Below are 13,158 nucleotides of genomic sequence, written 5' to 3'. Positions count from 1 at the left end.
TATCTGCTTTTATTTTTTAAATAACGTTAAATACTGAATTAAATTTTACTCCAGTTAGTTCCTTCTTTGCTATCCTTTAGCTGGAACCCGATGTTTTGTAAGCCATCTCTTATCTTATCAGAGGTAGCATAATCCTTATTAGTCTTCGCCTCATTACGCAACGCGACTACCAGGTTCATAATTTTAGGCAGGTCATCATTATCAGCCTGTTCATTTTTTAACCCCGAAACATCAAACACAAAAGTGGTAATGATGTTTTTTAAAATTTCCAGATTAGCAGTATCCAGTTTCATTTTACCATCATGCACCGAGTTAATAATGCGTGTTGCTTCAAACAATTCGGCTATTAATACGGGGCTATTAAAATCATCATTCATGGCATCATAGCAACGCTGCATTAATGGTGCAAGCTCAACATCTGTACTGCCCGATGCTTTTAAACCATCTAATAACGTTACCGCGTTCATTAATCGTTTAAACCCCTTGTCTGATGCTTCCATGGCCTCGTTGCCAAAATCAAGGGTACTGCGATAGTGTGCCTGCAGCATAAAAAAGCGCACGGACATAGGGCTGTATCCCCTGTCCAATATAGAATGCTCACCGGTAAAAAGCTCGTGTGGTAAAAAGCTGTTACCTAATGATTTTGACATTTTTTGCCCGTTAACCGTCAGCATATTGGTATGTATCCAGTAGGTAGCCGGGTTTTTACCACAGCAGGCCACATTTTGTGCTATCTCGTTAGTATGGTGTGTCGGCATCAAATCAATACCCCCGCCATGTATATCAAACTGGCCGCCCAAATATTTATGGCTCATGGCCGAGCACTCTAAATGCCATCCCGGGAAACCAACGCTCCATGGCGATGGCCATTTCATTAAATGTTCTGGCTTGGCTTTTATCCAAAGGGCAAAATCAAGCGGACCGCGTTTATCATCCTGCCCGCCTAAGTTGCGGGTATTAGTTAACAGGTCTTCCAGTTTGCGGCCGTTTAATACGCCATAATCCTGGGTGCTGTTATATTTTTCAACATCGAAATAAATGGAACCGTCCACTTCGTAAGCATAACCTTTCTCCAATATTATTTTTACCAGTTCTATCTGCTCAATAATATGGCCGGTAGCAGTTGGCTCAATACTGGGTGGCAAGGTGTTAAATATTTGCAGCACATCATGAAAACCAACCGTGTACTTTTGTACAATTTCCATTGGTTCCAACTGGGCTAATTTTGCTTTTTTTGATATTTTATCTTCGCCCTGGTCACCGTTATCACCTTCTAAATGCCCTGCATCGGTAATATTACGTACATAGCGCACCTTATAACCAATTTTGGTAAGGTACCTAAACATTAAATCGAATGATATATAAGTGCGGCAGTTGCCTAAATGCACGTCGCTATAAACAGTAGGTCCGCAAACATACATGCCTACATGTGGCGCGTTAAGCGGCTTAAATTCTTCTTTTTTACGTGTTAAAGTATTATAAACAAACAAATTTTGTTGCATGGTGGCAAACTTACGATTTTAGGTTGAATGGTGATAAAGTGAATGGCTGATTAAGTTAATTGAGTGAATGGTTTTATATTAAAATGACTGACATTGGTTGATTGAGTGAATGGTATTAAGCGTTCATGGCCTGTTGCACCGTGGTGCAGCGTGCGCTTCAACATAGTCTGGCCACCATTTTCCACTTCCCTTATCTTAATACCAGGTCAACACATACCGGGTAATGGTCTGATAATTTTTTTTCGATAATTTTATAACCGGTCACATTAAATTGCTGCGAGGTCATAATATAATCTATCTGGTAATTAGGGAAATCGCCATTATAAGTTCGGCCTAAACCAAACCCTCTTTCACGAAACGCGTTTTTTAACCCTACGGCCATTTGATTCACAGCGTATGACGAAGGCGTATCATTAAAATCGCCTGCTATAATATAGGGATACGGACATTGGCTTGCGTGTTTTTTTATGATAGCAACCTGCTCACTGCGTTTTATAAAGGCCCTTTTTAGTTTGCCGCCCAACCTTTTTGTCGATGATAGATCTGTTTTACCGCTTTTTGTTACAGTGTCTATATACCGGTAATCTTCCGGTTCAAAATTAATGGATTGCAGGTGCACGCTATATACCCTAAAAACATGCTCATTCTTTTTAATATCGATATATAAGCATTGGTTACCGCTATATAGCGGCGAAAGTTGTATTAATCCTTTGGTTATAATAGGGAATTTTGAAAAAATCGCTATGCCCGTTTTTTCATCATTATTGCCAGAGAAATTTTCTACATAATAATTGTCTGACCCAATGATTTTCTTTATAGAATCAACCATGTCATACTGCCCTCGCTTGCGGGTATAAAACTCCTGCATGCCAATAACATCCGGTTGTTGGGTGGCTATAATCTCTAATATTTCGTGTTTGGTTGATATATCTTTGTTTGATCCATATTTTTTAAAACTATGCACATTATAGGTCATCATTCGGACAGCGTTTTCGGCTTGCGATTTGACCATATTGCGGTCGCCAATATGAAAGCCGATGTTGTTTTGTAATATGTTAATGCCGCAAAGTATCCCTAAAACAGATATCAGTATCAGCCATTTTTTGCGAAACGCCCAATAAGCAATCATAATTAGATTACCTAGCAGTATAGGGGGGTATGCCAAGCCGAAAAAGGCGATTGTCCAGCGTTTCTGTGGATCAGTGATTGGGGCCAGGTAACTAATAAGCAAAGCCAGGCATAAACCACAGTTTATACATAAAAATACCTTATCAATAAAGGGTAATTTTTGCTTTGCCTTCATTTTTTGCTGGCCCGAAATAAAGTTTCTTTTTCCTGCTTGCTCAGGTTATCATATCCCGTTGTCGAAATTTTATCTAATATACGATCTACCTCTTCCTGCCGCGGCGTACCCGATGAGGGTTTGTCACGATTGGTTGACGCTACCTTTAATTTAGATTTTCTTTTAAACATATTAGCTATAAAAGCTATCATATCGTGGCCTTTTTGCAATTGCCTTACATAAGTAAAACCGAATAATGCGCCTCCCAAATGTGCTATCTCGCCCCCCGCGTTTGCTCCTGTAATACCAAAAAAGCCCATGGCAACATAAAATACAGCTATCCATTTTAGCCGGATGGATACTACTCCAAACAGCATTATGGTATGGTCTGGCGCAATGGTTGCAGCGCCCGCAATTACTGCCATTACAGCGGCCGATGCACCAACAACTGAAGTTACCAATAAAGCGCCACTTTGGTTAAAAAACGGGAAAATATTGTAAACAGCTAAAAACAAAACCGCGCCCGATAATCCTCCTAGTAAATATAAGCCTAAAGTGCGTTTGGTACCCAGGTAATCTTCAAATATCTGTCCCATCCAATATAACCAGAGCATATTAAACAAGATGTGAAAAATACCCGCATGCATAAACATGTAAGTAAGCGGTGTCCAAAAACGAACGGCTAGTTTAGGCAGATAAGCGGGCAGCGAGAGGTATTCCTTACTAAAAGCATCAATGATACTCGTACGGAATACTAACTGCTCAAATATCGACAGGACACTGATAACCAAAAAAACAAAAACATTAATGCCTATGAGCAAGTATAATTTACTACCCGAATAGAACATCTTGTTATTAATATTTTGCCAAAAAGTCATAGTCTCTTATATAAAATCTCGCGGGCCTTGTAAGCGCCAGGCTTTTACCAGGATAAAGCCCAAAATGGCTCCGCCCAAGTGCGCAAAGTGTGCCACGTTATCGCCGCCGAGCTGGCCGATACCTAATGAAAGCTCAATTAAAACATATACCGGTATAATATATTTTGCTTTAACCGGTACAGGTATAAACATGATCATTAACTCGGCATTTGGGTAAAGCATACCAAAGGCAATTAGTACTCCAAATATTGCGCCTGACGCGCCAACCATAGTACCGTGATATATATCAAATAGTTTTTGCGCCTGACTGCCGTAGATCAAGTAAGAAGAGTCCAACTCGGGTGAAGCAATACTTATATGCCCGGTTATAGCGTGCACTTCAAATGCCTGTACAAACATTTGCAATACCAACGCGCCTATGCCGCAAATAAAGTAAAAGGCCAGGAAACGTTTCGATCCCATAACATATTCAACAATACCCCCAAAGGAGTAAAGCGCGAACATATTAAAGATAATATGCATCCAGCCACCATGCATAAACATATAGGTAATGGGCTGCCAGGGCTTAAATAATGGCGAATTAAAATAATATACGCCAAACAATGCGCCTACCGGGTCATTTGCGCCATCGGCAAAACCATGACTATAATAAAGGGACGGCAGGAAACATAAAATATTTATAATTAACAGGTTTTTTACAACCGGCGGAAGGTTTGCGAAGGGGGATTGCATAGATGCTTAAATATAATTCAATTTATCGGGTTATTTTTCAAACCGCTCTAATAATTCATTTAGTGTAAAGGTACTAATTACAGGCTTGCCATTAAGGGCAAGGTTTGGCATTTGGCAGGCAAAAAGCTGGTCGGTTAATAAGTTCATCTCTTCTGATGATAGCTTTGTACCGGCTTTTATGGCCGCGTTACGCGCCAATGACCGGGCCAGATTATCGCGCTTGTCCAGCTTTAATATGGCCAGGTTGTTTTTAAATCCTTCCAGCAAACGCTCTAATAACTCGTGTTCGCCCACATTATTTAGGTCGGCAGGTATACCTTCAACCACTACGGTATTTTTACCAAACTCACGCAGGTCAAAACCCAGCGCGCGTATATCAGGCATCAACTCACGTAATAACTCAAAATCACTACTGTTTAGTGTAAGCGATTGCGGGAATAAACTCTGTTGGCTCACACCCGAGTGGTTTTGCAGCTGTTGTAAAAAACGTTCATACAAAATACGCTCATGCGCGGCCTGTTGACTGATCAGCATAAACCCTGACTTAATCTGCGACATGATGAACCGGTTATGGATCTGGAAAAACTGCCTGTCGGTTGATTTGGCTATCTCCTGCTCATTAACGGCCAGAGTTTCTTCAACGTGTATCTGCTGCTGCGTGGTAGTATCCCGTTTACTTATTTCATACAAAGTATCCCAGTTTTTAGGGATGGGATTACTACGGCTACCACCGCCACTATCCCGTAAAAAAGGAATTTCCCTATCCGTCTTCTTATCAGTAAACGGATTAAAATCAGGATTAAACTGTATAACCGGCGCTACTATCTGGTCGAACGGTGTTGGAGTTATCAGGTGTTCAATGCTGTTCTCCTGGTCAAAGTCAAGGCTTGGCGTAATGTTATATCGCCCCAAAGAACGCTTAACCGCCGAGCGTATGATCGCATAAATAGCTTTCTCGTCCTGGTATTTTATCTCGGTTTTGGTTGGATGTACGTTAATATCAATTTTTGACGGATCAATGTCAATAAACAATACATACAGCGGGTAAGTATCATCAGGCAGTAGCTCCTCAAAAGCTGTTAATACCGCATGGTTTAAATACGGATCCTTAATAAACCTGCTGTTTACAAAAAAGAATTGCTCGCCACGGGTGCGTTTGGCAAACTCGGGCTTGCCTACAAATCCGCGCAGGTTAATAATGGTGGTATCCTCCTCAACCGGTACCAGGCGCTGGTTATAGTTATTACCAAACAGGTGGATAACGCGCTGTTTTAACGTGGTTGATGGTAAATGATAAACCTCCTGCCCGTCATGATGCAAGGTAAAAAACACTTCGGGATGGGCCAATGACACCCGTTGAAACTCGTCAATAATATGGCGCATCTCTACCGGGTTACTTTTTAAAAAGTTACGGCGCGCCGGTATATTATAAAATAAGTTTTTAACGCATATGGACGTGCCCGCATTAGCGGCGCAAGCTTCCTGCTTTAATACTTCAGATGCTTCAATAAATATTTGGGTACCCAACTCATCTTCATGGCGGCGGGTTTTTAATTCGACTTGCGCGATAGCCGCGATAGATGCCATTGCCTCGCCCCTGAAACCCATGGTGCGGATAGCAAAAAGATCTTCGGCTTTTTTAATTTTTGACGTAGCATGGCGCTCAAAGCTCATGCGGGCATCGGTACCGCTCATGCCGCAGCCATTATCAATAACCTGTATTAATGATTTGCCGGCATCCTTAACAATCAACTGTATCTTATCTGCCCCGGCATCAATAGCATTCTCTATCAGTTCTTTTACTGCGGATGCGGGTCGCTGTACTACTTCGCCTGCGGCGATCTGGTTAGCTACTGAGTCCGGTAAAAGCTGAATTATATCTGACATTTATAAAATTTCCCTTCAATTTCGTTTTCGATGCTAAATTAAATATTTGATGGCATAACTTTATCATCTGATAGTTGTATATACTTTAAAGTGTAATATATTTATACCACACATCACCTTTATGAGAAAAATATGGCCCATCCTGCTGCTTTTTGTAGCAGCCTGCAAGCAAAAAGAGTACAATGCCGATCTTCTGGTAAAAAACGCAGTAGTATATACCGTGGACAGCGCGTTTACCACCGCCAACGCGTTTGTAGTTGATGCAGGTAAAATTGTTGCCGTAGGCGATGCCGCTACATTAGAAAATGAATACCTTGCCCATGAGGTTATTGATGCAGGGGGCAAAGCTATATATCCCGGTTTTATTGATGCCCATGCCCATTTTTATGAATATGGATTGGGCCTGCAAGAAGTAAATTTAAAAGCGCTTAAAAGTTGGGATGCCGTTATTGATACCGTAAAAGCATTTGCCGAACATAACACCGATGGCTGGGTTATTGGCAACGGCTGGGACCAAAACTTATGGGCCGGCAAGAAATTTCCGGATAAGGCAAAGTTGGACGCGCTGTTCCCGGTAAGGCCGGTAATATTGCACCGGGTTGATGGCCATGCGGTTATTGCCAACCAGGCCGCGCTAAATATCGCGGGTATTAAACCGGGACAAAAAATTGCCGGAGGCGAAATTGAAACCATAAACGGCAAATTAACCGGTGTACTGGTTGATAATGCCGTTGGTATTGTAACCCGTAAAATACCCGACCCAAGCGAGCAACTCACACAAAATGCGTTTTTAAGCGCGCAAACCAATTGCTTTGCCGTAGGCTTAACCACAGTTGATGATTGCGGCCTGCCCTATACCATGGTTAATACCATTGCCGAGTTGCAACACAAAGGCGCTTTAAAAATGCGGTTATATGTGCTACTGTCTGATAAACCCGAAAATTACGAATACCTGTTTAAACGGGGCGTATATAAAACTCCCAGCCTTAATGTACGCGGGTTTAAAGTTTATGCTGATGGGGCCTTAGGATCGCGTGGGGCCTGTTTATTACAACCCTATACCGACCAAAAAAACTGGAGCGGCTTTTTGTTAAGCAGCCAAAAGCATTTTGAAGAAGTAGCTAAAAAAATTGCCGATAAAGGTTTCCAGATGTGTACCCATGCCATTGGCGACTCGGCCAACAGGGTGATGCTTAAAGTTTATGCCGCTGTATTAAAAGGCAAAAATGATCGCCGCTGGCGTATTGAACATTCGCAGATGGTAGCTCCTGAGGATATTAATATGTTTGGTCAATACAGCATTATTCCATCGGTACAACCTACGCATGCTACGTCTGATATGTATTGGGCTGGGCAAAGGTTAGGAAGCCAGCGGTTAAAATCGGCCTACGCCTACAAACAATTGATGGAACAAAATGGCTGGATACCTTTGGGGACAGATTTCCCGGTAGAGAACATTAGCCCTATTTATACTTTTTACGCCGCTGTGGTGCGTAAGGACCAAAAAGGATTCCCGGCCAATGGCTTCCAGATGGAAAACGCGTTAAGTCGTACTGAAGCATTAAAAGGCATGACCATTTGGGCGGCTAAAGCTAATTTCGAAGAAAAAGAAAAAGGCAGCATTGAGGTTGGCAAATATGCTGACTTTGTAATAACAGATCAGGACCTGATGAAAGCCAGCGCAAGCGCTCTACCCAAAGTAAACGTATTAAAAACCTATATAAACGGAGAGAAAGTATATGAACGAAAATAAGCCGAATTGCTTGCTTATAATTTTATTGGCATTTACCTTATTCAATTCTGCATGTGCGCAAAACTCCGGTCAGATTTATTTAAGAGAACAAAAACTGGTTGAAAAATCAACCGTATTGTTAAATAACAACAACTCGCTAATCCCGCTACGTAATGTTGGCAATCTTAAAATTGCCAGTGTACATTTATCAAACCAATTTGCCTCCGGCTTTGATAGCCTGCTGAATAAATATGCCCAAGTGCAATCTTTTAGCGTAGCTGGATATACTGGTAAACAAAACATAATTCATCTTACTAACGATCTTAAATTATACAATACTATCATTGTTCAGCTTACCGAGGCTGATCTGGATAATAACCAGCTGATTAAATTCATTACCGATAACCAGCAGCAAAGAAATTTGATTATAGCCTATTTTGGTAAAGGAGCCGCGTTAGACAAGTTAAATGAGGTTAACGCCCCCATTGTTTATTCGGACCGGACATCATTAATAGCCGCTTACTTTAGTGCGCAGGCTATATTCGGCGGTGTAGCTATCACCCAAAAAATAGCTAGTAGTATTACCCAACGCTACAGGTTTGGCTCGGGATTTTTAACCGAAAAGACCCGGCTGGAATATACCGTACCCGAGGCGGTAGGCATTAACGCTAACAACCTGCAGGACATTGATAAGATAGCCAAAGAGGCCATGTCAGAACACGCCACACCCGGCTGCGTGGTATTGGTGGCAAAGGACGGCAAGGTTATATTTAATAAAGCCTATGGCTATCATACCTATGCCCCTGATCTGCCGGATAAAATTACCGACATTTTTGATGTGGCATCCATGACCAAAATATCTGCCACTACTATCGCGGCAATGCAGTTGAAAGAGGAAGGGAAGCTAAATATTGATTCTACTCTAAGATATTATTGGCCGGTTACCCGCAATACCAACAAAGCCAATTTACAAATACGAGAAATATTGCTGCACCAGGCAGGGCTGATACCCGATATACCGACTTTCGACAAAATAAAACCTGCGGACCATAGCGCCGATTCGTCAGCCGATTACCCTATTAAAGTTAACAATGGCTACTATTTACGTAAGGATTATTATAAAGACATTATGCTGCCGGCCATGCTTAACTCGCCGCTTAAAACGCGCGGGCAATATGTGTATAGCGATTTGAGCATGATATTTATGCAGCAAGTTATAGAAAACATCCTAGCTACGTCGCTTAACACTTATGTACAGCAACAGTTTTATAACAGGCTGAGCATGCAAACCGCAGGGTTTTTACCGCTTTACAGATTTTCGTTTACGCAGATCGTGCCATCGGAGGATGATGAGGTTTATCGCCATTCGGAGTTGGTGGGGTATGTAAATGACCCTACAGCCGCGTTAATGGGCGGCGTTGCCGGCCATGCAGGGCTGTTTGCCAGCGCTAATGACCTGGCTATACTGTACCAAATGCTGCTAAACAAAGGCCGCTACGGCGGCGACCAATTTTTCAAACCCGAAACGGTTGATCTGTTTACATCCAAACAATCTCCGGTAAGCCGCAGGGGCCTGGGTTTTGACCGTTGGGACCCGCTTACCGATCGTAAATATCCATCAGAACTGGCATCGCCTGATACTTATGGCCATACCGGTTACACGGGCACTTGTGTTTGGGTTGATCCTAAATATAACCTGGTGTACATATTTTTATCAAACCGCACCTATCCTAAAGCAAGCAGCAAACTGGGCAGTTTAAGCATCAGGCCGAGGATACAGGATGTGGTTTATAAAGCGATAGCGAAAGGGATGTGATGATGTCGGATGTTCGATGTTCGGATTTCGGATGTTCGATATCTCATTAATATTACAAAATGTAAACACTATTCCCGTAAATTGCTGTTAAACTTGCAGTATTAATTATCACAACAGATTTCAACGTTAATGAAGATCGGAATAGTTTGTTACCCAACCTTCGGTGGTAGCGGGGTTGTAGCCACAGAATTAGGCAAGGCCCTTGCCGATAATGGTCACCAGGTTCATTTTATAACCTATAATCAACCCGCCCGATTGGATTTCTTTTCAGAAAACCTGTTTTACCACGAGGTATCTGTATCTAAATATCCATTGTTTGATTACCCGCCGTATGAGTTGGCCCTGGCCAGCCGTTTAGTTGATGTGGTACTATTTGAAAAACTAGATATTTTGCACGTACACTATGCTATTCCGCATGCTTCAGCGGCGTTTATGGCAAAGCAAATATTGCAAACCTACGGCATTTATATCCCGGTTGTAACTACCTTACACGGTACCGATATTACACTGGTTGGTAAAGATCGCACCTATAAACCGGTTGTTACTTTTTCTATAAATAAATCAGACGGTGTTACCGCCGTATCTGAAAGTTTAAGGAAAGATACTTACGAGTTTTTTGAGATAGAGAACGAGATCAGGGTTATCCCAAACTTTATAGATCTTAACCGTTTTAACCTACAGGCTAAAGACCATTTTAAACGAGCGATTGCTCCCGAAGGTGAAAAAATACTAATACATACTTCCAATTTCCGCAAGGTTAAACGCACCGAAGATGTGGTACGCATCTTTGCCAAGATCCGCGAGAAGATACCATCTAAACTATTAATGGTGGGCGATGGTGGCGAGCGTAGCGATTGCGAGCAATTATGCCGCGATCTGGGCGTGGGCGATGATACCCGCTTTTTAGGAAAACAGGATGCTATAGAAGAAATACTTTCCGTATCAGACTTATTCCTGATGCCATCACAATCTGAAAGTTTTGGATTGGCTGCATTAGAGGCAATGGCTTGCAAAGTACCGGTAATAAGTTCGAACGCGGGTGGATTGCCCGAACTGAACATTGACGGTGTAACCGGCTTTTTAAAAGATATTGGCGATATACAAGGCATGGCCGATAGCGCTATCTATATTTTAGAGGATGAGGCCCGCCTGGTTACCTTTAAAGAAAACGCCCTTGCACGCGCCAAAGAGTTCGATCTGGCTAAGATATTACCAATATATGAGAGCTATTATATTGAGGTAATAGCCAAAACACGGACACAAGCGGCAAGCTGCGCAAAAGCGTAGGTGTATATATACACCACCAACCCGGATGATAGGCTATAACCAGAGAGCGGTAAATAAAGTCAGAAAGTTTTTTTAATATTGGATATGCATACAGCAAATCCATCAGCGATAATACAACCACCGTACCTTAAAAAAGGCGATAAGATTGCCATAACCTGCCCGGCTAAGAAATTGCCTAAACCCATGACGGATGCAATTACGCTTTTACAATCATGGGGACTTGAAGTTGTTTTGGGCGAAACCATTGAGGCCAGCTACCATCAGTTTGCAGGCGATGATGATTTACGTGCCCGCGATATGCAGCGTTTTGTTAATGATGACAGCATTAAAGCAATTATTGCCGCCCGCGGTGGTTACGGTACTATACGGATGATAGACAAGGTAGATTTTAGCCTCCTCGCGCAAAATCCTAAATGGTTGGTGGGCTTTAGTGATATCACGTTATTACATGCCCATTTGCTTAGCAATTATAATCTACAAACCATCCACGGCCAAATGCCGGTGAATATACCCGATGCATCGACAAAGTCCCTACAAACGCTTAAAAACGCCTTGTTTGGCTATGAAATAACTTACCATTGTAAATCACATGGTTTAAACCGGGCCGGCCAAAGTGCCGGTATTTTAATTGGTGGCAATTTAAGCCTGCTTATTGCATCGTTAGGGTCGGTATCTGACTTTAATTATGATGGCAAAATATTGTTTATTGAGGATGTAGGCGAATACTTATATGCCATAGATCGCATGATACGCACGTTAGACAGGGCCGGCAAACTAAAAAAGCTGACCGGGCTAATAGTTGGCGGCTTTACCGAAGTAAAAGATAATGATATACCCTTTGGGCAAACGGTAGAAGAAATTGTTATGGATGTGGTAAAAAACTATGGCTATCCTGTTTGCTTTGATTTCCCGGCGGGGCATGTGCCAGATAACCGGGCGTTGGTGTTGGGTAAAACTTTGAATATGACCGTTGAGACGGATGGTGCCGTAATAAGTTATTTATAAAAAAAATTATCGATATTTTTCGCTTCTAAAAGATAACGAAAGGCCGCTCAATTCGGTTCTGCACAAAAAAATTGGCATAAAAAAAGGCCGCCTAAATTAGGCGGCCTTTTATATTTAAAGAGTTTTAAATCTTTTGCAAGGTGATAGTACCACTACCATAAGAACTAGCACCTGCAGTGTGTGCAAGCCTAACTCCTACTCTAAGCTGGCAGGGTAATACCTGGTTATCTACACTACCCACAACACTTACTGCCGAAAATGTAGTTAGTGTGCCACTAATCGAATAATCACCATATACCTGTTTGGCAACAGAGGTTTTATTTGTTGCGGGGTCAATCGCAATTATTATTGGTACAGCATTAGCATCATTATTGTATTTAAAAGAAAGGTGCGTAGCATCAATAATGTGCACCGGGATAGAACTGCCTAAAGCGTAATCCTGCCAACCATCGGCTATAACTTTGTATGGAACATCTGTTCCAACAGCGCCGTAATCTGTCATGTGGAAACCGCAAAGGCAACCGTAAGTGATGGTTGGGGTTGAACCTATAAGGGCTGCTACACCAGGATTGGTTTGGCTGCCTATTGTAGAAAACGCAGGAAAAACTTTACCGTCTGCAGTAGTAATATTAGCACCAATGGTGTAAGAATCACCTAAAACAGTTACCACGTTACCAAAAAGCGCTTGCAGCTGCGCACCTGTAACACTCACGGTAGCAGGAAATGTAGTTACATTTGCTTGCAGCGTTTGTACGTTAGTTGTAATTCCGTTTTTAATAACTACGATATCTATTTTAGCTGGCTTTACATCGTCTGGAAAATACGAACTAACCGTGAATTTTCCGGCAAATGCAGCAGGTGCATCGCTTTTTATTACCTGGTCAGCAGTTGCATCAACTGTAAGCTGGGGTAGTGGAACCCTTTCTACACCCACTAACTTGGGGTTATCACTTTTACGGCATGATATCATTAATACCATTGCAGTAAGTGAATATATTAGTATTTTTTTCATATCAATTTATATTTAAATGTATTTA

At 42.0% G+C, this 13,158-nt stretch carries 10 protein-coding genes; 4 read left to right on the top strand and 6 right to left on the bottom strand.

Going from position 1 to position 13,158, the window contains the following annotated elements; all coding sequences use genetic code 11:
• Positions 1 to 38 precede the first annotated feature (38 nt).
• From cysS to mutL, 5 genes are all read right to left on the bottom strand, one after another.
• Positions 39 to 1,502, bottom strand: a complete 1,464-nt coding sequence (gene cysS / locus JWQ34_RS18200) for a cysteine--tRNA ligase (RefSeq protein WP_299359776.1) — start codon at positions 1,500 to 1,502, stop codon at positions 39 to 41.
• 190 nt (positions 1,503 to 1,692) lie between these two features.
• Positions 1,693 to 2,631, bottom strand: a complete 939-nt coding sequence (locus JWQ34_RS18195) for an endonuclease/exonuclease/phosphatase family protein (protein ID WP_299359774.1) — start codon at positions 2,629 to 2,631, stop codon at positions 1,693 to 1,695.
• A gap of 170 nt (positions 2,632 to 2,801) precedes the next feature.
• Positions 2,802 to 3,662, bottom strand: a complete 861-nt coding sequence (locus JWQ34_RS18190; protein ID WP_299359772.1) for a rhomboid family intramembrane serine protease — start codon at positions 3,660 to 3,662, stop codon at positions 2,802 to 2,804.
• Between the two features lie 6 nt (positions 3,663 to 3,668).
• Positions 3,669 to 4,394, bottom strand: a complete 726-nt coding sequence (locus tag JWQ34_RS18185; RefSeq protein WP_299359770.1) for a rhomboid family intramembrane serine protease — start codon at positions 4,392 to 4,394, stop codon at positions 3,669 to 3,671.
• A 30-nt stretch (positions 4,395 to 4,424) separates the two neighbouring features.
• Entirely contained in the window at positions 4,425 to 6,281 is a 1,857-nt protein-coding gene (gene mutL / locus JWQ34_RS18180; protein WP_299359768.1) for a DNA mismatch repair endonuclease MutL, read from the bottom strand.
• A gap of 121 nt (positions 6,282 to 6,402) precedes the next feature.
• Between mutL and JWQ34_RS18175 the strand changes: the two genes are divergently transcribed.
• From JWQ34_RS18175 to JWQ34_RS18160, 4 genes are all read left to right on the top strand, one after another.
• A complete protein-coding gene (locus tag JWQ34_RS18175) occupies positions 6,403 to 8,034 on the top strand; it encodes an amidohydrolase (protein WP_299359766.1) in 1,632 nt (543 codons plus the stop codon).
• Positions 8,021 to 9,829, top strand: a complete 1,809-nt coding sequence (locus tag JWQ34_RS18170; protein WP_299359764.1) for a serine hydrolase — start codon at positions 8,021 to 8,023, stop codon at positions 9,827 to 9,829. Before JWQ34_RS18175 ends, JWQ34_RS18170 begins: the two co-directional genes overlap by 14 nt.
• Positions 9,830 to 9,958: 129 nt before the next feature.
• Positions 9,959 to 11,116 (top strand): N-acetyl-alpha-D-glucosaminyl L-malate synthase BshA, encoded by a 1,158-nt coding sequence (bshA, locus tag JWQ34_RS18165; RefSeq protein WP_299359762.1) that lies wholly within the window; start codon positions 9,959 to 9,961, stop codon positions 11,114 to 11,116.
• Positions 11,117 to 11,200: 84 nt separating this feature from the next.
• The gene (locus tag JWQ34_RS18160; protein WP_299359760.1) at positions 11,201 to 12,121 is read left to right on the top strand and encodes an LD-carboxypeptidase; all 921 of its coding nucleotides are present in this window, start codon (positions 11,201 to 11,203) and stop codon (positions 12,119 to 12,121) included.
• A 124-nt stretch (positions 12,122 to 12,245) separates the two neighbouring features.
• Here the strand turns inward: JWQ34_RS18160 and JWQ34_RS18155 are convergent, their stop codons facing one another.
• Positions 12,246 to 13,133: a hypothetical protein gene (locus JWQ34_RS18155; protein ID WP_299359758.1), complete on the bottom strand. Its 888-nt coding sequence runs from the start codon at positions 13,131 to 13,133 to the stop codon at positions 12,246 to 12,248.
• Positions 13,134 to 13,158: the final 25 nt, after the last annotated feature.

It is taken from the genome of Mucilaginibacter sp. (assembly GCF_028288185.1).
Taxonomy (GTDB): domain Bacteria; phylum Bacteroidota; class Bacteroidia; order Sphingobacteriales; family Sphingobacteriaceae; genus Mucilaginibacter.
The sequence above is the reverse complement of the archived record's forward strand: the minus strand, read 5'-3'. Positions and strand labels throughout refer to the sequence as shown.

Excerpts from the sequence above, each read along its gene's own strand:
- cysS (WP_299359776.1), bottom strand. The coding sequence starts at position 1,502 with ATGCAACAAAATTTGTTTGTTTATAATACTTTAACACGTAAAAAAGAA.
- JWQ34_RS18195 (WP_299359774.1), bottom strand. The coding sequence starts at position 2,631 with ATGATTGCTTATTGGGCGTTTCGCAAAAAATGGCTGATACTGATATCT.
- JWQ34_RS18190 (WP_299359772.1), bottom strand. The coding sequence starts at position 3,662 with ATGACTTTTTGGCAAAATATTAATAACAAGATGTTCTATTCGGGTAGT.
- JWQ34_RS18185 (WP_299359770.1), bottom strand. The coding sequence starts at position 4,394 with ATGCAATCCCCCTTCGCAAACCTTCCGCCGGTTGTAAAAAACCTGTTA.
- mutL (WP_299359768.1), bottom strand. The coding sequence starts at position 6,281 with ATGTCAGATATAATTCAGCTTTTACCGGACTCAGTAGCTAACCAGATC.
- JWQ34_RS18175 (WP_299359766.1), top strand. The coding sequence starts at position 6,403 with ATGAGAAAAATATGGCCCATCCTGCTGCTTTTTGTAGCAGCCTGCAAG.
- JWQ34_RS18170 (WP_299359764.1), top strand. The coding sequence starts at position 8,021 with ATGAACGAAAATAAGCCGAATTGCTTGCTTATAATTTTATTGGCATTT.
- bshA (WP_299359762.1), top strand. The coding sequence starts at position 9,959 with ATGAAGATCGGAATAGTTTGTTACCCAACCTTCGGTGGTAGCGGGGTT.
- JWQ34_RS18160 (WP_299359760.1), top strand. The coding sequence starts at position 11,201 with ATGCATACAGCAAATCCATCAGCGATAATACAACCACCGTACCTTAAA.
- JWQ34_RS18155 (WP_299359758.1), bottom strand. The coding sequence starts at position 13,133 with ATGAAAAAAATACTAATATATTCACTTACTGCAATGGTATTAATGATA.